We start from the raw sequence: 18,657 nt of genomic DNA, 5'->3' as shown, positions 1-18,657 counted from the left end.
GCCCTGGCCGACCGGCTCGCCCCGGACGCGGTGGTCGTGGAGGAGACCCCGTCCAGTAGGCCGGACCTGCACGCGCTGCTGCCCGCCCGCGCGCCGTTCGGCTTCCTCAGCGCCGCCATGGGGGGCCTCGGCTTCGCGATGCCGGCCGCGATCGGCGTACGGATGGCGGATCCCGGGCGGCCGGTGGTGGCCGTCATCGGCGACGGGTCGTCGCTGTACTCGGTCCAGGCGCTGTGGAGTGCCGCGTACTACGGCACCGGCGTGCTGTTCGTCATCCTGGCCAACGGCCGATACGCGATCATGGACCGCCTCTCCGAACGCGCGGGCTCGGCCGCCCCCGCCTGGCCGGCGTTCGGCGAGTTGAGCGTGTCGGGACTGGCGCGCGGGCTGGGCTGCCCGGCCGAGCGGATCGACAGCCACGCCGCCCTGCTGTCCGTACTCGACAAGGTGCTGCCGGACCTCGCCGGGCGGCAGAAGCCGCTGGTGCTCGAAGTGGCCGTCGAGGCCGATCCCGAATTCCGTTCGTAGGAGACAGAGACATGATGAAGGTCGTCATCATCGGGGGCGCGGGCGGCATCGGTTCGTCCGCCGCGTTCAACCTGCTGTCCGCGCAGGGCACGTACGAGATCGTCCTGGTCGACACCAGGCCCTACATGATCACCAGCCATGTGATGGACCAGGAGAACGCGCTCGCGCTCGGCGCGACGCCCGACACCGTTCGCGGCGGCACGCCCGAGGACACGCTCGACGCGGACGTCGTCGTGCTCAGCGCCGCCGTACCGCTGCGGCTGAACTCCTCACGGTCCGTCTTTCTCGCCGACAACGCGGCGATCGTCGGTCAGTGCTTGCGGCCCTTGAAGGATTCCGGCTTCGGCGGTGTCGTACTGATGCTGACCAACCCCGTGGACGCGCTCATGACCTGGGTGCACCGGCGGGGCTGGCTGCCTCGGCACCGGCTGATCGGCTACACGCTCAACGACAGCCTGCGCCTGCGCACCGGTATCGCGTATGCCCTGGGCGTCCACCCCAGGAACGTCGACGCCTGGATGATCGGCGAGCACGGCGAGGGCCAGGTCCCGCTCTACAGCCGGATCACCGTCGGCGGCGAGCCCGTCGTCCTCACCACCGAAGAGCGGGCAGCAGCCGAGGAGTACGCCGACAACTGGTACGCCCGGCATGTGGCGCTCGACTCGGGCCGTACCTCCACCTGGACCACTGGCCTGGGCACCGCGCGGCTGATCGAAGCCATTGCGACCGACAGCGGGACCGTCCTGCCCGCGTCGGTTGTCCTGGACGGTGAGTACGGAGTGCACGGGGCGAGTCTCGGTGTGCCCGTGGAGCTGGGCCGCGATGGGGTGCGCCGGGTCGTCGAGTGGGACCTCACGCCCGGCGAACTGCACGGCATGCAGCAGGCGGCCGTGCGCGTGCAGGCCGCCGTGGCCGACATGGACGACGTGTCCGCCGCCCGCTGAACGACCCCCTTTCGGACTCGAAGCAACTCGCACCGACTCGCACCGACTCATTGAGGAGTCGCGGTGACCGACCGGATGTGCCTGCTCGCCCCGCCTTCCATCGCAAGGCCCGGCCACATCCACACCGCCTACGGCCGGACGCCCGGCGGCGAATTTCCCGCCGTTGAGAAGGCCACAGGCAAGGAACTCGCCACCGTGGGGCGGGCGTCGGTGCAAGACGTAGGCGTGTCCGCCCACCGTGCCCGGGCCGCGCAGCACGAATGGGCCGCCGTGTCGTACGAGCGGCGAGCCGCCGTGGGGCTGCGCGTGCGGCGCGGGCATGTCCCAAACAGGCAATCCACGATGTCTCCCGAGGGAAAGACATGTCCTCGGCTATCGGGATTCACTGTCGGCCACCCCGACGAAACGGAGCCGAAACATGTCCGAGCAAGCCAGGTCCGAATTCTGGAAGGGCCTCAAGCCGATCACGAATTCGGTCAAGCCGGACGCGCAGCCGGAGGTCTATCTGTCCCAGGTGGCCACCGACGACGACCGGTATTACGCACCACTCAGCGAGACCGTCGGATCGCGCCCGCTGTGGATCAACGTCAAGGACAACTCCTGGGCAGACATCCTGTACGCCAAGGAGGCCGGACTCGTCAACCGGCACTACCACCCGCATGAGGTGTTCGCCTACACGATCTCCGGCAAGTGGGGTTACCTGGAGCGGCCCTGGACCGCGCAGGCCGGTGACTTCATCTACGAGGCGCCGGGCGAGGGACACACATTGGTGGCCTACGAGAGCGACGAGCCGATGAAGGCGTTCTTCATCGTCAAGGGGCCGTTGATCTGGCTGGACGAGAACGGCGAAACCGTCGGCTACTTCGACGTGCACGACTACATCGAGCTGTGCCGCAACCACTACGAGAAGGTCGGCATCGGCGCCGACTACGTCAACTCGCTCTTCCGGTGACCCGGGTCCGTCCCCTCAACCGAGGTTCCCATGCCACATAGCTGTACCCGTGTCCGTGTCCGTGTTCGGCCCGGCGCAAAATCGCCCTCGGCCATCGACAGTGATCCAGGCCGCTATGAGAACCGGCTGTTGCCTCTCCTCGCCCCGTTCATCAGCAAGGAAATCCACCTGATGACCGGATTCCTCGGTCTGCTCATCGCCCGGGCCCTGGTGGGTGTGGCGGAGGGTGGCGTACTGCCGCTGGCACGGTCCCTGATGGTGGAGGCGTCCCGGGAGAACCGTCGCGGTCTCCACATGGGGCTGCTCCAGGGCTCGGTCGGCCAAGCGGTCGAAGGAGAGCGCAGTCCGGTAGGGGGCACCGTATGAAGGCCGCTGTCTGGTACGGAGCCAGGGACGTCCGCATCGCCGAGGTGGACGTCCCCGAACCCCAGCCCGGCGAGGTGCTCGTCGAGGTGGCCTACTGCGGCATATGCGGCAGCGACCTGCACGAGTACGCCGACGGGCCGCACGCCATCCCGGTCGCCGAGCCGCATCCGGCCTCCGGTGCCACAGCTCCGCTCGTCCTCGGCCACGAGTTCTGCGGGACGGTGGCGGCCCTCGGGCCGTCGGTGACCGGTCTGGCCATCGGCGACCGAGTGGCCATCGAGCCGAACTACCGGTGCGGGACCTGCCCACGGTGCCGGGCCGGCGAGTACAACATCTGCCGGCACTTCGGGTTCGCCGGGCTGATGGGGAACGGCGGCATGGCCGAGTACGCCGCCATCCCCGCCTACATGGCGCACCGCCTCCCCGAGACCGTGTCGCTGGAGCAGGCCACGCTCTTCGAACCGGCCTCGGTCGCCCTGCACGCACTGCGACGCGCCGGGACCACACCGGAGACAGTGGCCGTCGTCGGCCTGGGACCGATCGGCCTGCTCACCGTCCTGCTCGCCGGGGCACGTGGGGTGCGGCGGGTCCTCGCCGTCGATGTGTCCCCGGCCCGCCTGGAACTCGCGGCCGGCCTGGGCGCCACCGACCTGATCGACGCCGGCCGAGAAGGAGACGCCGGGGAGCGGATCCATGAGCTGACCGGCGGAGAGGGCGTCGATGCCGCGTTCGAGGTGGTCGGATCCGAGACCGCCCTGCGCACCTGCCTGGCCGCGACCCGGCGCGGCGGTCGGATCGTCCTCGTCGGCCTGGCCCAGGAGGTGTCCCTGGACGCCTTCGCACTGGTCAACAACGAGCAGTCGATCATCGCCAGCGTCGGCTACCGCGACACCTATCCGGAACTCATCCGGCTCGTGGCGGAACAGCACCTGGACCTGACACCGGTCGTCACCTCGACCATCGTCCTCGACGACCTCGTCTCCCATGGATTCGAGGCGCTGCTGGGCGGCCCGGGAAACCAGGTCAAGATCCTCGTCGACCCAGCGGCACACCGTACCGGGGCACCAGTGCCCCACCCACCCGCCGACCGAACGGAAAGACAAAGATGACCACCGGACTCACCCCCGACCTTCTCGCCGGCCAGTGCGTCCTGGTGACCGGAGGCACCTCGGGCATCGGCGCGGCCACCGCCGACCTGCTCGCCGAACTCGGAGCCGAGGTGCACGCCCTCGGACTGCCGCCGGCCGGCGCCGACGAGCTGCCCCGCCACAAGCGAGTCGACATCATGGAGCAGGACGTCACGGACCGGGACGGCCTCGTAGGCCGGATCGAGGCTTACGACCGCATCGACCACCTCGTCGCCTGCGCCGGGCTCAGCCGCGACCGCGACGAATACGACCTTGGATGGTGGGACCAGGTGCTGGAGGTCAACCTCACCTCGGCCATGGTCGCGTGCCAGGCGACACGCCCGCTGCTCGCCCGCCAGGGCGGCAGCATCGTCACCGTCTCGTCGATGTTCGGTTTCTTCGGCAGCCGAGACCGGCCGGCCTACAGCGCCAGCAAGGGCGGCGTCTCCCAGCTGACCCGGTCCCTGGCCGCCGAGTACGCCGCGGACGGCATCCGTGTGAACGCGGTGGCACCGGGCTTCGTCACCACTCCGCTCGCCCGCGGTCTGCTCGACGACCCTGACGCCGCGCAAGCGGTGCTCGCGCGAGTCCCGCTCGGACGGTTCGGCCGGCCGCGGGAGATCGCGTCAGTGATCGCCTTCCTTTGCTCGCCCGCCGCCTCCTATGTCAACGGCGCGGTCCTCCCGGTCGACGGCGGCTACCTGACCGTCTGAACCGTCCGGTACCCCGGAGCACGGCGCGCCCTGTCTGGACCGCTTTCGCCCGGCCGCACTGGTTCGAGGGCGGGGCTTCCGGCTGCGACCCGTGACGCCGGTGCGGCACCGGAGTACGCTCAAGGCCGACGAGAGAGGCAGGCGCCGCCGACGGCCTGAGGTCAGAGGAGGCGGCACGGCCCGGTTCGCTCACTCTCCTGCCGGTGGCTGTACTCCGGAAAGGAGACTCAGGTGACCGTACCCATCGTCTCCCGCGTGTCCACGCAGTCGGTCGATCCGGCGGACCGGATCGATTTCTGGGAGGAATACAACCGACGGGCCCTGGTGGGCTTGACCTGCTCTTCCTACTCGGAGCAGGGTCTGCTGGCCACGGAGACGAACATCGAGCTGGGTGATCTGCGACTGGCCGAGATCTCCGGCAACGAGCACGTCATCGAGCGGACTCCGCGGACGTGCCAGGCGCTCCCGAAGGACTCCGTCTTCGTCTCGTTGCTGACAGCGGGCCGCGGGGTGTTCTTCCACGAGGGCGGCTGCCACACCCTGCAGACGGGCGACCTGATCATCTATGACACGCGCCGGTCGTACCTGTTCGGGTTTCCCACCCCGATGCGCCAGCTGTTGGTGGACATCCCCCGCGAGGTGTTCGCCACGCGGTGCGCCTCCGGCGACGTGTCGGCGCCGATGCTGTTCGGCAGGGGGTCGGCGGCCGAGGGTGCGCTGGCTTCCGCGCTGGGGGCGGTACTGGCCGGCTGGGTCACGGGGCAGGAGAGCGATGACTCGATCGGCACCCAGGACACTGTGCTGGACCTCGTCCGTACGCTGGCCGCACCGAGGCTGGACGGTGGTTCCGCGCCGCCTGCCGCACTCTCCCAGCTGGCCGTGGCAAAGGACTACATAGACCGGCACCTGGCCGAGCCCGGGCTGAGCGCAGGGCGGGTCGCCGAGGCGATCGGAGTGTCGGCCCGGCACCTCAGCCGTATCTTCCAGCCGACCGGGGTGAGCCCCTCCCGCCACATTCTCGAACAGCGGCTGGACAAGGCCCGGCAGGCGCTCGCCGATCCCGGCTCACGCCATCTGACGATCGCCGATGTCGCCCATCGTTGGGGCTTCGCCAGCCAGGCTCACTTCACCCGCGTCTTTCGGAGCCATTTCGGACAGACTCCTGGCAAGACGCGCCCGTTCCTCATGTGAAGGTGGTGGCCGCAGCGCCTTCGGCGCCGTCCAGCCGGACCGCCGGACTCCTGGTCGTCACAGACCGGCACGCCTGCCTCCGCCATGGCGCCCCGCCCCCGGACCGGGCCGCCGAACAGCAGCAGGTTCGTGGTGATGCCGGCGTGGTACAGGGGGGGCGCGATCGATGGCCTCATTGAGGCGGAGTTGAGGCCGTGCCCTAGTTGATCATGGATTCATGATCGGCAGGACAAATGCGGGACGCAGGTCACGCGGCGCGTGAACTTCCCTCCGCAGGTGGTGTGCGCGACGGGTTGGGCGGCCGATTCGGGACGCTGGCAGGACGTCGGGGCTTTCTTGGCCGTTCCTCGCGAGCGGCCGGGTGCAGGGAAGACGTGAGATCCCCCGCCGGGTGACCGCCGGTCCGGTAGGCATCGGCGGTGGATGAGCAGCGAACCCCGACGAGCGTGCGTGACGCCGCACCTGACGCGCTATTGAGGGGAAGCGCTTCGACGCGCGGCCTTTCGCGCTCGATCGAGTTTCCATGCGGATCAGCCCGTTCTCTCCGTCGCCAGGTTGCGCTACGCTCCCGCAACGTGTCGAAGCGCTTCGACGTCGGACGCCTTCGGCCTGAGGGAAGGCCTTTCGACTCAATGGAGAGCTCTGTGCCGAGTTCAGCCGGTTTCACTCGCCGCCAGGCCATGACGACCTCCGCGGCCCTCGCCGTCGCCGCGTTGTCCATCCCATCGGCCGCCCAGGCCGCTGCCCGGTCCACTGGTTCCGCCGCGTCGGCGTCCGCGCTGGACGTAGTCGCGGACATGCAGCCCGGCTGGAATCTGGGCAACAGCTTCGAGGCCATCGGCGCCGACGAGACGGCATGGGGCAACCCGCGGGTGACCCAGGCGTTCTTCCGCAGGCTGAAGGCGCAGGGCTTCAGGAGCATCCGTATCCCGGTGACCTGGGGCCAGCACGAGGGCCCGGCTCCGAGCTACACCCTCGACCCGGTGTTCCTGGCCAGGACCAAGCAGGTGGTCGACTGGGCCTTGGCCGATGGTTTCTACGTTCTGATCAACATGCACGGCGACGCGTGGCAGTGGGTGCTGAACATGCCGACCCAGCATGACGCGGTTCTGGCCCAGTACACGGCCACCTGGCAGCAGATCGCGGACACCTTCCGGGACGAGTCGCGCCGACTGCTTTTCGAGAGCGTCAACGAGCCTTTCTTCACCGGCAGTTCCGGCGACGAGCAGAACGCCGTTCTGATGAACGAGCTCAACACGACCTTCCACTCCGTTGTACGCGCGACCGGCGGAGGCAATGCCGACCGGCTGCTTGTCATGCCGACCCTCGGGGACACCCCGGATCAGGCCAAGATCGACAGCCTGGTCACCACCTTCACCGCGCTCGGCGACCCGAATCTCGTGGCCTCGGTCCACTACTACAGTTTCTGGCCCTTCAGCGTGAACCTCGCCGGCTACACGACCTTCAACGCGGCCACCCAGCAGGACCTGACCGACACGTTCGACCTGGTGCACAAGGCCTTCGTGGCCAACGGGATCCCGGCCGTCATCGGTGAATACGGGCTGCTCGGCTGGGACTCCGGCCCAGGCACGGTCGAAGAGGGTGAGACGCTCAAGTACCTCGAGTATCTCGGCTACTACGCGCGGTACCGGGGCTTGACCACGATGCTGTGGGACAACGGCAGTCGCTTCAACCGCCGCACCATGCAATGGAACGACCCGAGCCTCTACGCGCAGATACGTTCCAGTTGGAGCGGTCGCTCCGGCACCGCGTCCACCGATCAGCTCTTCGTGCTCAAGGGCAGGGCCCCGACGGACGCGACGATCACGCTGAACGTCAACGGCACCCGGCTGACGAAGATCGATGTCGGCACCCGTCACCTGATCCGGGGCGTGGACTACACCGTCAGCGGCAGCACGCTGACGATCGCAGCGGCGACGCTCAGCCGGCTGACCGCGTCCCAGGAGCATGGCACGAATGCCGTTCTCTCCCTCCGGTTCACGGACGGAATTCCTTGGGCCATCAACGTCATCACCTATGACAAGCCGGTGCTGACGAGCGCGACGGGTACGACGACCTCGCTGGTGATACCCACCGCGTTCAACGGGGACAAGTTGGCGACCATGGAAGCCGTCTACGTCGACGGCACCGCCGCCGGTCCGCAGTCCTGGACGACGTACCAGCAGTTCAATGTGGCCTTCACGCCGGACTACACCGCAGGCACGATCACCTTGCCGACCGCGTTCTTCGACGGTGTCACCGACGGCGCCGCCGTGACCCTCACCTTCCACTTCTGGAGCGGAACGCTCTTGACGTACACGCTGACCAGGTCCGGCACCGCGGTCGCGGGCACATCCGCCTGAAAACGGGTCTATCGGGAATTAGGCGATATTCAGGTGGCGAGTCCGGCGAGTTTAGTGACAGGTGACCTGGGTGGCATCGGGGTTCGGACCAGCCTGGGCAGCACACGCCCGGCGGCCCGGGCTGCGGGGATTGTCCTCACCGTGCTCGGCGGCCTGTAGCCAGGCGACCTCCCGGGCGCAGGCACGAGCCGAGCGCAGCGACGCCAGTGCCTCCTCGTCAACGTCGGCGAGCAGCCGCCAGGCTGTCGGTGTCGAGGCGATGGGGCCGAACAACCCTGCCTGATCCCGCAGTACGGCGATTCGGCCCGGATCATGCCCGGTCCGCGGGGCCGAAGCCGTCTGAGGGCGGCGGATTACGCGACGCTCAGCCCGGTGGCATCAGCAAGATCGGCGAGCGACCGTGGCCCAACATGCCCCAGCCCCGAACCATCGGCAGCGGCCTGGACCTTGGGACGCAACCCGATAGCCCGCGCGCAGAAAGTACCCTCCGCCTGGAGCGTGGACATCATCGGCGCCGTGGTCGCCTCAGCGCATTCCGCGGCCGCGCGCTCGAGCCGGTCGAGCCGATCCAGCTTCGAGCAGGTCAGCATCATCGCGGCTCGGGCCGCGATCTCGGGTTCGAGAGCGGCGCAACCGAGAGATGCCATGAAGGGTGTCGTGGCTCACCCCGTGCGCCACCGCGCGTCGCCGCGGACACAGCGCTTCTCGTCCTCCGCGCGGATCCCTCGCGGGCAGGTTGGCGCCCCGGTCCACCAGAGATAACCAGCCGTCAGCGGTCAGGCGAGTGCGCCTTGGGCGATCTCCTCGTTGTCATGGAGATGGTGGAGAACCGCGGCCGTCACCGCGTCGGGATCGCGCGTGCAGAAGACCTCGAGCAACTCGCCGTGGGCGTGCCCGCGACGTGAGTGCTCCGTGGGCTCGGCGTCTCGGGCGCTGAAGGCCAGCCGGATGTACCGTTCGGCAGCCCGCCAGAGCGTCTCCAACGTGGTGACATCCCAGTTTGTCGCGGCAGGCGCGAGGAGGGCGAGGTGAAAGTTGTGGTGGGCGTCGTAGACCTCGTCGACACCGAGGCGGGGGTCCGCGAAGGTTCTGACGACTTCGCCGAGTCGGGCGAGTTCGGCGTCCTCGATGATGAGGCACGACCGAGCGGCGATCTCGGGCTCCAGCTGCCTGCGGAGCCGGTAGATGCCGTGCAGGTCCTCGTGGCTGAGCGGGGCTACGTAGGAGCTTCGTCCCTGCTCGTTGACGACGAGCCCCTGCCCCTCGAGGCGTCGTAGTGCCTCGCGCACCGGGATGACGCTGACACCGAGATTTGCGGCGAGCGTGCGGAGGGAGAACTCCTCTCCGGGCTTGAGATCTCCCGCCAGGATCGAGCGCCTGATCTCGGCCGTCACCGTCTCGGCCAGGGATGCGCGCGACACCTGGCGTACTCCCAGTCCCTCAGGGGTGCTGCTCATCGCCCTCCAATCCCCGGTGGCTGTTATATCAGTTCACATCTCCCGGATGCGCTGATGAAAATCCCTGAAACCAGTCGTGCACACCTCTTGCTGTTATAACAGATAACAGCCTAGCGTGGCGGTCGTCACAGCCATCAAGAGCCGCAGGAGCAGGGCCATGACCACCACCGACACACCGAAGCTGACCGCCCAGGAGATCGTGGAGCGCAACCTGCGCGTCGTCGCTTCCCACTTCCACAACGAGAACCCGAAGGACATCGACAAGGCCATCGACCTGTACGGCGACACGATCGTCTGGGAGGTTCCGGCTCGTGGCGTCCTGCTCCGCGACAAGGGCCAGGTCCGGGAGGCCTACCTGAAGATCTTCGACTCCTACCAGATCCACAAGATGACCGCGGTCCGTCGCTTCGGAGCGGGGAACTTCGTCACCGACGACAGCATCGCCGAGTTGACGCTGGTGGGTGACGTGGCGAACAACGTCCCGAACTGCCCGTTCCCGGCCGGGACCGAGGTCAGCATGCGCATCGTGCACATCTTCGAACTCGACGACGACGGAAAGATCATCCGCGAGAACGGCTACGAGCTGTGGCGCCGCCTCGATGGACCGATCCACGACGACATCCCGTCCGACGCCCACGTCGAGACGTTCTGAGCCTCTCGTGACCACGCTGGTCGTGGGCGCCACCGGTCGACTGGGTCCCCACCTCGTCAAAGCCGTCGACGCGGCCGGACGCCCAGTGAGCGCTCTGGTTCGCGACCCGGTACGAGCTGCGGGCATTCTCCCGAGCGCGGCCCGGATCGTCGTAGGAGACTTCACCAGGCCGGACACGCTGGACCGGGCGCTGGAAGGCATCGAGGCAATCGTCCTGTTGACACCGCACGGGCCCAGCATGGCGGACGTGCAGATCGACCTGGTTGCGCGAGCGGCTGACGCCGGCGTGCGGGTCGTGAAGATCTCCGGGACCAGCACCGGGATCCGTCCCGACGGCCCGGAGGCATGCCGCCGGCACTGGGAGGTTGAGCGGGCTGTCATCGGCTCCGGCGCCAGGCATGTCATCTTGCGACCCAACGCGTTCATGCAGGGACTCGTCGCCGGGGTGATCGCGACAGCCGCGCGTTCGGGCGTCGTGAACGACCCGATCTCGAAGAAGGGGATCAGCGCGGTCGACTGCCGTGACATTGCCGACGTGACGGCCGCAGTTCTCGCGAACCCCGCGTACGACGGCAGGACGTTGACGCTGACCGGGCCGGAGTCGGTGACCTTCGCCGGTCTCGCCGCCTGTCTCCGCGCTTGTGGAACGCGGGCAGAGGTGAGGACGAGTTCCCCTCCCGAGGCTGCCGCCGCCGCTCGAGCTCACGGGGTCACTGCCTGGGAGGCGCGTCATCTCGAGGAGATGCTGACGCTCTTCGCGAACGGCGGGGCGGACTTCGTCACCGCCGACGTCGAGGAGACGACCGGTCATCCGCCCAGGAGTGTGCGTGCGTTCATCGAGGAGAACGTCCCCGCCCGTTGATCGCCACCCGCTGACCAGCTCCTCCGACCATCGCGGCCGCCGCATTCGGCTGCGCTGAACCTTGCCCGAGGAGGGCACCCTCATGCGATACATCAACTACGCGGGCCGCGCCGCCCTGGCCGTCGCGGACGGTTACGTCGATCTCGAAAGAGCCTCTCGTGGCCGGTTCCCTTCCGAGCCGATGGCGGTGTACGCCAGGTGGACCGAGTTCACCACCTGGGCAGGAGCCTGGCTCGACGCACCCGACGCCAGCCTCGTCCAGCCTCTGGTGAGCGAGCGCATCGGCCCTCCCGTGCCCCTGCCGAACCAGATCCTGGCTGTCGGCGTCAACTATCGCGGCCACGCCGAGGAAGCCGGGATCGCGCTGCCCGCGGAGCCCATGGTCTTCACGAAGTTCCCCAGCGCGATCACCGGACCCTTCGGCTCCATCTGTCTCCCTCCGGGATCTGTCGACTTCGAGGCGGAGCTGGTGGTCGTCATCGGCACCGGCGGACGCCACATCAACGCCGAGACGGCGTGGAACCACGTGGCCGGCCTGACCGTCGGCCAGGACCTCTCGGAGCGCGAGACTCAGCTACGACCTCCGGCGCCGAACCAGTTCAGCCTCGGGAAGTCCTTTGCCGGGTTCGCGCCCATCGGACCGCACCTGGTGACGATCGACGAGTTCGCCAATCCGAACGACCTCCAGATCGGCTGTTCCCTCAACGGCCAGGAGATGCAGAAGGCCCGCACCGGCGACTTCGTCTTCAGCGTTCCCGAGCTCCTCGAGTCCCTCTCCACGGTCGTCGAGCTGCGCCCCGGAGACCTGGTCTTCACCGGCACCCCCGCGGGCGTCGGCTGGACCAGGGACCCCAAGCAGCTGATCTCTGCCGGTGACGAGCTCACCACCTACATCGAGGGCATCGGCCTCATGCGGCACACCTTCACGGCCGGCACCACCACCGCATCGGAATGAAAGGCAGCCGGAAAATGACCGACATCCAGGTTCCCGTCCTCGTCGTCGGAGGAGGCGGCTGCGGGCTGTCCTCGTCGATCTTCCTGTCCAACCTCGGCGTCGAGCACCTGCTCATAGAGCGACACGACTCCACGTCGATCCTGCCCAAGGCGCACTACCTCAACCAGCGCACCATGGAAGCCTTCCGCCAGCACGGGGTGGCCGACGCCATCACGGCCGTCGGCGCCCCGATCGAAAAGTTCGGCAAGGTCCGCTGGACCACCTCGATGGGCGGGGAGGGGCCACTCGACCGCAAGCTCATCCACGAGATGGACGCCTTCGGCGGCGGTTCTCTCCGGCAGCGTTACGAGGCCGACAGCCCCGTCATGTCCAGCAACTACCCCCAGCTCCGCCTCGAGCCCCTGCTCCGTGCCGAGGCCGAGCAGCGCGCCCCCGGCCGGATTCGTTACCACCACGAGCTGCTCGACTGGCAACAGGCTCCTGATGGCGTCACCGCCACCGTGCGCAACCACGACACCGACGAGACCTTCAGCGTGCGAGCCCGCTACGTCATCGCCGCCGACGGCGGTCGCACCATCGGCCCTCGTCTCGGGGTGGAGATGGCCGGCCCGACGGACATGGTCGACATGGTCAGCACCCACTTCTCCTGCGACCTCTCCGACTACTGGGACGATGGCACCCTGATCAACTGGTTCCTCAACCCGGAGGGCGCCGACTCGTGGGGCTCCGGCGTAGTGGTGCAGATGGGTCCCACCTGGGGCAAGGACTCCGAGGAGTTCGTGCTGCACTTCGCCTTCCGCACCGACGACGACGAACGGTTCAACGAGGAAGCGATCGTCCCGCGGATGAAGGAGATGCTGAAGCTCCCTCACATCGAGCCGAAGGTGCACAAGGTCAGCCACTGGATCCTCGAACGGGTGGTGGCCCAGCAGTGGCGTTACGGCGACATCTTCCTGGCCGGGGACGCCGCACACCGCCAGCCGCCCACCAGCGGGCTCGGTCTCAACACCGGCATCCAGGACGCCTACAACCTCACCTGGAAGCTGGCCAAGGTGCTTTCGGGGGAGGCCGGCGAGGACCTCCTGAACAGCTACGAGGCGGAGCGCCTCCCCGTCAGCACAGACGGAGCCGACTGGGCGCTGCTCGCCTTCATGAACCACGGCGTCATCGACGCCGGGATCGGACTGGCCCCCGGCGCGCCCGTCGAGGTCAACGTGGCGGCATTCGAGGCACTGTTCTCCGACAGCCGACTCGGCCGCGCCCTGCGTGCTCGCGCGGAGGTCGCGATCGGGACGCAGACGTGGGAGTTCCAGGCCCACGATGTCGAGATCGGCTTCACCTACGAGGGCGGTGCCGTCGTCGACGACGGGTCCGACCCGATCGCCCGCGACGACATGGGCCGCGCCTACCAGCCCTCCACGCGTCCGGGGCACCGGCTTCCACACGCCTGGCTCCAGCGGGGCTCGGAGCGGATCTCGACCCATGACCTGGCAACCCCCGGTGCCCTCGTGCTCATCACGGACACCGCCGGGGCTGTGTGGGCAGAAGCCGCCGCGGCCGTGAAGGACAAGCTGGGGGTCGAGATCGGCGTGATCTCCATCGGCGAGACCATCACCGATCCTGACGGCGTCTGGGCCGAAGTCAGCGGACTTGACGCAGGCGGCGCCGTCCTCGTCCGGCCCGACAACCACATCGGCTGGCGCAGTGCAGCACCATCGGCCGCCCCGGTGGAGGACCTGCTCGGCGCCGTTACCCGGCTCCTGCACCGCTGAGCCCGATCAACGCGAGCGGGCCCGCGAGGCGGGCCCGCACCCAGCTGCACCAGCGAGGAACACATGAGTGTCACATCAGAGGAACCCTGGGCCACCGCCGTGCAACAGCCGACCACAGCAACGCTGGAGTCGGTACGGGATCGCGTGCTCTGGCTGGCCACGGCCATCGTGGACCACGCCAATCGGGTACGCCCCAATCCCTCCGGCCTCAAGGTAGGAGGACACCAGGCCTCGAGTGCCTCGATGGTCTCGATCATGACGAGCCTCTGGTTCGAACACCTGCGGCCCGGCGACCGGGTGTCGGTGAAGCCGCACGCCTCCCCCGTCCTGCACGCGATCAACTACCTGCTCGGCGACCTGGACGCCGGCTACCTCACGACTCTGCGCGCCTTCGGCGGCCTGCAGAGCTACCCCAGCCGGTCCAAGGACCCGGATCCGGCCGATTACTCCACCGGTTCGGTCGGTATCGGCGCCACCGCACCGGTGTGGGGTGCGCTCGCCCGCCGGTACGTCGACTCTCACTTCGGCCCCACCGGGCAGGGACGACAGTACTCGCTCCTCGGAGACGCCGAACTCGATGAAGGAGCCATCTGGGAGGCAGTCCTCGACCCCATGGTGACCGAGCTAGGCGAGGTCGTGTGGATCGTCGACCTCAACCGCCAGTCCCTGGACCGCGTGGTTCCGAACATGGGCGCCCCACGCCTCCAGGGCATGTTCGAAGCCGCAGGGTGGCAGGTCCTCACCGTGAAGTACGGCGCGATCCTCAAGGAGATCTTCACCCGACAGGGCGGAGACACCCTCCGAAGCCGGATCGACACGATGACCAACCCCGAGTACCAGCGGCTGCTCCGGTGCAGCGCAGCCGATCTGCGCTCCAGGCTGGCGACCACCCCCGAGCTGCGGGACCTCCTCACCACCCTCGACGACGACGTCCTGGTCACGGCGTTCCGCAACCTCGGAGGCCACGACCTGGACGCCCTGGGTGCAGCGTTCGCCGGCATCGACGACACCCGCCCGACGGTGATCTTCGCCTACACAGTGAAGGGATGGGGCCTCCCGACCGAAGGACACCCCCAGAACCACTCCGCGCTCCTCAAGGAAAACCAGATGAGCGAGCTGGCGAGCAGGCTCAGGACGTCCCTCGCCGATCCGTGGCGCGCCTTCGACCCCGACACCCCGGAGGCCGAACTCTGTACAGCCGCCGCCGAACGGCTCCGCCGTACCCCGACCCCGGCCGCACCCGCCGTCGTCGTCCCCCACGACCTCGGCCGCACACCCACGGGCCAGGCCACGACACAGGCCGCGCTGGGCCGCGCTCTCCTCGACCTGAACCGGGCCGCACCCGCGGTGGCCGCACGAGTGGTCACCGTCAGCCCGGACGTCAGCTCGAGCACCAACCTCGGCGGCTGGGTCAACAAGGCCGGCGTCTGGGCAGCGACCCCGCGCCCGGACTGGTTCGAGGACGACGCGGAGACCATCCTGCACTGGAGGGAAGAACTCAGCGGCCGCCACCTCGAACTCGGGATCGCCGAGACCAACCTGGTCGGCGTCATCGGCGAACTCGGCGCCACCTGGTCCCGCTGGGGCCAGCCCCTCCTGCCGATCGGGGTGCTGTACGACCCCTTCGTGGAACGCGCCCTCGAACCCTGGTCCTTCGGTATCTACGCCGGCGGGCAGTCCATCCTCGTCGGCACCCCCTCAGGTGTCACCCTGGCGCCCGAAGGAGGGGCGCACCAGTCGATCAAGACCCCCTCCATCGGGCTCGAGCAACCCGGCTGCGTGTCCTACGAGCCCGCATTCGTGGTCGACACCGAGTGGACCCTCCTGGCGTCCATGGCGCAGTTGGGCAAGCCCGGGGGGTCATCGGCGTACCTGCGTCTGTCGACCAGGTCGATCGACCAGAGCCTCGCCGGCGTACCCGAGGACAGCGCCGCCCGGGAGCGTCGCCGCCGCCAGGTGGTGGCCGGCGCCTACGTGCTACGGCCCACCCCGGAACCCTCCGTGACGATCTGTGTGATGGGTGCCCTGGTCCCCGAGGCCCTCCACGCCGCCGAACGACTCGCTGAACAGGGCCACGAAGCCGAGGTCATCTGCATCACCAGCGCCGACCTGCTCTTCCGCGCCAGCCGATCCCGAAGCGGACACGACCGAGCCGAGAACTGGATCCTCGACGCCGTCTTCCCGGCCCGCAGGGCCCGTCCCATGGTGACCGTGCTCGACGGCCACCCGCACACGCTCGCGTTCCTTGCCGGCGTCCACGGCATGCGCGCCGCCCATCTCGGCGTCACCGACTTCGGCCAGTCCGCAGACCTTCAGGACAGCTACGCCTACCACCACATCGACACGGCCAGCATCGTCAGGGCCGCCCTGGATCTCGTATGACCCCGAGGACGTCATGACCACACCTGTGCCAGCACCCAAGGGCGAAACCACCCGGGAACAGTACGTATGGCAACCGTCGGCCGACTACCTCGACAGCTCCAACGTCGCCCGCCTCATGCACACGCTCGGCGCAAGTTCGGCCTCCGAGCTGCGAGCCACATCCGTGGCTGACATCGCGCAATTCTGGGACCACGTGGTCCGCGACCTCGGCATCCAGTTCCGCACCCCCTACTCCCGCGTCCTGGACGCAGGCGCAGGGATCGCGCACACCGAATGGTTCCCCGGAGCCGGGCTGAACATCGTCGACACCTGCCTTGCCCGGTGGGCCCGTGACACGCCCGACGCGGTCGCGGTCACGCACGAGTCCGAGGACGGGGCCGTACGTCGACTGACCTACGCCGAGCTCGACGACCAGGTCGCCCGGCTCCGAGCCGGGCTCCGCGCCCGCGGCATCGCCAAAGGCGACGCAGTCGCCATCTACCTGCCCATGCTGCCGGAAGCAGTCGTGGCCACCTATGCGATCGCCAGTATCGGCGCCATCACAGTTCCGCTGTTCTCCGGATTCGCCCCCGCGGCGATCGCATCCAGGCTGCAGGACGCCTCGGCCAAGGCAGTGATCACCGCCGAGGGGACAGTGCGGCGCGGCCGGATCATCCCCCTGCGCCCACTGGTGAGCGAGGCGGTGGCCGCCTGTTCCTCGGTCGAGTTCGTCGCCGTCGTCCACCATCACGGCACGGACCTCGACCCCAAACTCGACGCCGGGGAAGTCCCGTGGTCAGAGCTGCTGGCAAGCGACCCCGACCCAGTCGTCGAGCTCACCGCGGCGTCCGACGTGCTCCTCCTCGCCTACACCTCCGGCACCACCGGCAAGCCGAAGGGCGCAGTGCACACCCATGCCGGCTTCCTGACCAAGGTGGCCAGCGAAGTCGCCTACGGCTTCGACATCGGGCCCGGCCGCACCTTCTGCTGGATCACCGACATGGGCTGGATCATGGGCCCGCTGACCATCGTCGGGACCCACGCCTGCGGCGGCACTCTGCTCCTCTACGAAGGCTCCCCCGATCAGCCGGACACCCATCGCCTCTGGGAACTCGTCGACACCCACCGGGTATCCATGCTCGGAGTCTCACCCACCCTGATCCGCACCCTCCGCGCGGCCTCGAGCGAGCCACCGTCGGCCGATCTGTCCACCGTCCGCACGATCGGCTCCACCGGAGAACCGTGGGACCCCGACTCCTACGACTGGCTGGCCCGCGACGTCTTCGGTGCCCGGGTCCCGATCATCAACTTCTCCGGCGGTACCGAGGTCGGTGGCTCGTTCCTGTGTCCCTACCCGGTCGAACCCATCGCCAGTTGCTCGCTGGGTGGTCCGGCGCTCGGCATGGACGTCGACGTCCTGGACGACCAAGGGAACTCCGTCACCGGGACCATCGGAGAGCTGGTGTGCCGCCAGGCCTGGCCGTCCATGACGCGAGGCGTCTGGAACGACGAGGAGCGCTATCTGGATGCCTACTGGTCGGCGTACCCAGGGATCTGGCGCCATGGTGATCATGCGTTGGTGGACGAGGCCGGCAACTGGTTCATCCTCGGTCGTTCCGACGACGTGCTGAACGTCGCCGGCAAGCGGGTCGCTCCGGCGGAAATCGAGGCCGTCGTCGCACACGACCCAGCGGTCACCGAGACCGCCGTCGTCGGCATGCCGGACGCCACCACGGGCGAAGGTGTGTGGGTGTTCTGGGTGGCCCGAACGGGTCTCCCGCACACGGACGACGACGAAGTGGCCACCCGCCTGCGTCAACACGTGGCTGACCAGCTCGGCAAGCCGTTCCGCCCGAGCCAGGTCATCCGCGTCGATGAACTCCCCAAGACGCGATCCGCCAAGGTGATGCGACGCGCGATCCGCGCGGCCGCCCAAGGTGCCGACCCTGGCGACCTCTCCGGCGCCGAAAACCCGGACGCCGTGGAACAGATAAGGCGACACGTCCACGGCCTCAAGATCCGCGTCTAGTAGGGCTTGGTCAGGTTGGTTGTGGTGGTGCGTGTCCTTGTGGCCCGGTGTGGCGTTGAGAGTGTGTGACTCCGGATGAGATTGCTTTGGTGCGTGGTGAGTTGGAGGCGTTCGCGGCGGAGGTGTTCGAGCCGTTCGCGCGCAAGGACCAGCGCCGGTGGGGGCAGGTCTACCTGCGGGGGCTGCTGACCGACGGGCGGCGCAAGTCGGTCGAGCCGATGGCCGCCCGGCTCGGGGAGGACGGCAACCGTCAGGCGCTGGCCAACTTCATCACCACCAGCCCCTGGGACCCGTCGCATATCCGGGCCCAGCTCGCCTGGCGGATGGAGGAGGCGATCGGGCCCGAAGCCCTGGTCTTCGACGACACGGGGTTCCTCAAGGACGG

16 protein-coding genes and 1 pseudogene are annotated in these 18,657 nt (G+C 68.5%); 15 read left to right on the top strand and 2 right to left on the bottom strand.

Features of this window, described 5'->3' with window-relative positions; translation table 11 throughout:
* From ABZ281_RS09025 to ABZ281_RS08990, 8 genes are all read left to right on the top strand, one after another.
* A partial coding sequence (locus ABZ281_RS09025; protein ID WP_356653588.1) for a thiamine pyrophosphate-dependent enzyme occupies positions 1 to 528 on the top strand: 528 nt, incomplete at its 5' end.
* 11 nt (positions 529 to 539) lie between these two features.
* Positions 540 to 1,472 carry a hypothetical protein gene (locus ABZ281_RS09020; protein WP_356653586.1) on the top strand — a complete coding sequence of 311 codons (933 nt, stop codon included), beginning with the start codon at positions 540 to 542 and terminating at the stop codon, positions 1,470 to 1,472.
* Positions 1,473 to 1,890: 418 nt separating this feature from the next.
* Positions 1,891 to 2,424: a 2,4'-dihydroxyacetophenone dioxygenase family protein gene (locus ABZ281_RS09015; protein ID WP_356653584.1), complete on the top strand. Its 534-nt coding sequence runs from the start codon at positions 1,891 to 1,893 to the stop codon at positions 2,422 to 2,424.
* Positions 2,425 to 2,595: 171 nt separating this feature from the next.
* Positions 2,596 to 2,790: a hypothetical protein gene (locus tag ABZ281_RS09010; protein WP_356653582.1), complete on the top strand. Its 195-nt coding sequence runs from the start codon at positions 2,596 to 2,598 to the stop codon at positions 2,788 to 2,790.
* Positions 2,787 to 3,899 (top strand): 2,3-butanediol dehydrogenase, encoded by a 1,113-nt coding sequence (locus tag ABZ281_RS09005; RefSeq protein WP_356653580.1) that lies wholly within the window; start codon positions 2,787 to 2,789, stop codon positions 3,897 to 3,899. The genes ABZ281_RS09010 and ABZ281_RS09005 overlap by 4 nt, the downstream gene beginning before the upstream one ends.
* The gene (locus tag ABZ281_RS09000; RefSeq protein WP_356653578.1) at positions 3,896 to 4,630 is read left to right on the top strand and encodes an SDR family oxidoreductase; all 735 of its coding nucleotides are present in this window, start codon (positions 3,896 to 3,898) and stop codon (positions 4,628 to 4,630) included. The genes ABZ281_RS09005 and ABZ281_RS09000 overlap by 4 nt, the downstream gene beginning before the upstream one ends.
* Before the next feature lie 231 nt (positions 4,631 to 4,861).
* Positions 4,862 to 5,821, top strand: a complete 960-nt coding sequence (locus ABZ281_RS08995; protein WP_356653576.1) for a helix-turn-helix domain-containing protein — start codon at positions 4,862 to 4,864, stop codon at positions 5,819 to 5,821.
* Between the two features lie 680 nt (positions 5,822 to 6,501).
* Positions 6,502 to 8,184, top strand: a complete 1,683-nt coding sequence (locus tag ABZ281_RS08990; protein ID WP_356653574.1) for a cellulase family glycosylhydrolase — start codon at positions 6,502 to 6,504, stop codon at positions 8,182 to 8,184.
* Between the two features lie 135 nt (positions 8,185 to 8,319).
* On the opposite strand, the pseudogene ABZ281_RS08985 reads toward ABZ281_RS08990, so the two are convergent.
* Together ABZ281_RS08985 and ABZ281_RS08980 are read right to left on the bottom strand one after the other, a co-directional pair.
* A pseudogene (locus ABZ281_RS08985) lies at positions 8,320 to 8,612 on the bottom strand (IS1380 family transposase); the annotation flags it as partial.
* A 348-nt stretch (positions 8,613 to 8,960) separates the two neighbouring features.
* Positions 8,961 to 9,641: a GntR family transcriptional regulator gene (locus ABZ281_RS08980; protein ID WP_356653572.1), complete on the bottom strand. Its 681-nt coding sequence runs from the start codon at positions 9,639 to 9,641 to the stop codon at positions 8,961 to 8,963.
* A 157-nt stretch (positions 9,642 to 9,798) separates the two neighbouring features.
* Here ABZ281_RS08980 and ABZ281_RS08975 point away from each other — a divergent pair, with 157 nt between their 5' ends.
* From ABZ281_RS08975 to ABZ281_RS08945, 7 genes are all read left to right on the top strand, one after another.
* Positions 9,799 to 10,293: a nuclear transport factor 2 family protein gene (locus ABZ281_RS08975; protein ID WP_356653570.1), complete on the top strand. Its 495-nt coding sequence runs from the start codon at positions 9,799 to 9,801 to the stop codon at positions 10,291 to 10,293.
* A gap of 7 nt (positions 10,294 to 10,300) precedes the next feature.
* On the top strand, positions 10,301 to 11,155 hold the full coding sequence (locus ABZ281_RS08970; protein ID WP_356653568.1) for an NAD(P)H-binding protein: 855 nt from the start codon (positions 10,301 to 10,303) through the stop codon (positions 11,153 to 11,155).
* An 82-nt stretch (positions 11,156 to 11,237) separates the two neighbouring features.
* A complete protein-coding gene (locus ABZ281_RS08965) occupies positions 11,238 to 12,110 on the top strand; it encodes a fumarylacetoacetate hydrolase family protein (protein WP_356653566.1) in 873 nt (290 codons plus the stop codon).
* Between the two features lie 14 nt (positions 12,111 to 12,124).
* Positions 12,125 to 13,882, top strand: a complete 1,758-nt coding sequence (locus ABZ281_RS08960) for an FAD-dependent monooxygenase (protein WP_356653564.1) — start codon at positions 12,125 to 12,127, stop codon at positions 13,880 to 13,882.
* Positions 13,883 to 13,945: 63 nt separating this feature from the next.
* Entirely contained in the window at positions 13,946 to 16,264 is a 2,319-nt protein-coding gene (locus ABZ281_RS08955) for a pyruvate dehydrogenase (RefSeq protein WP_356653562.1), read from the top strand.
* A 13-nt stretch (positions 16,265 to 16,277) separates the two neighbouring features.
* Positions 16,278 to 18,272: an AMP-binding protein gene (locus ABZ281_RS08950; RefSeq protein ID WP_356653560.1), complete on the top strand. Its 1,995-nt coding sequence runs from the start codon at positions 16,278 to 16,280 to the stop codon at positions 18,270 to 18,272.
* 122 nt (positions 18,273 to 18,394) lie between these two features.
* On the top strand, positions 18,395 to 18,657 hold a 263-nt coding region (locus ABZ281_RS08945), incomplete at its 3' end, for a transposase (RefSeq protein WP_356653590.1).

The sequence above is a fragment of the Streptomyces sp. NPDC006265 genome, assembly GCF_040613555.1.
GTDB lineage: Bacteria > Actinomycetota > Actinomycetes > Streptomycetales > Streptomycetaceae > Streptomyces.
This window is presented reverse-complemented; position numbering and strand designations above follow the sequence as displayed.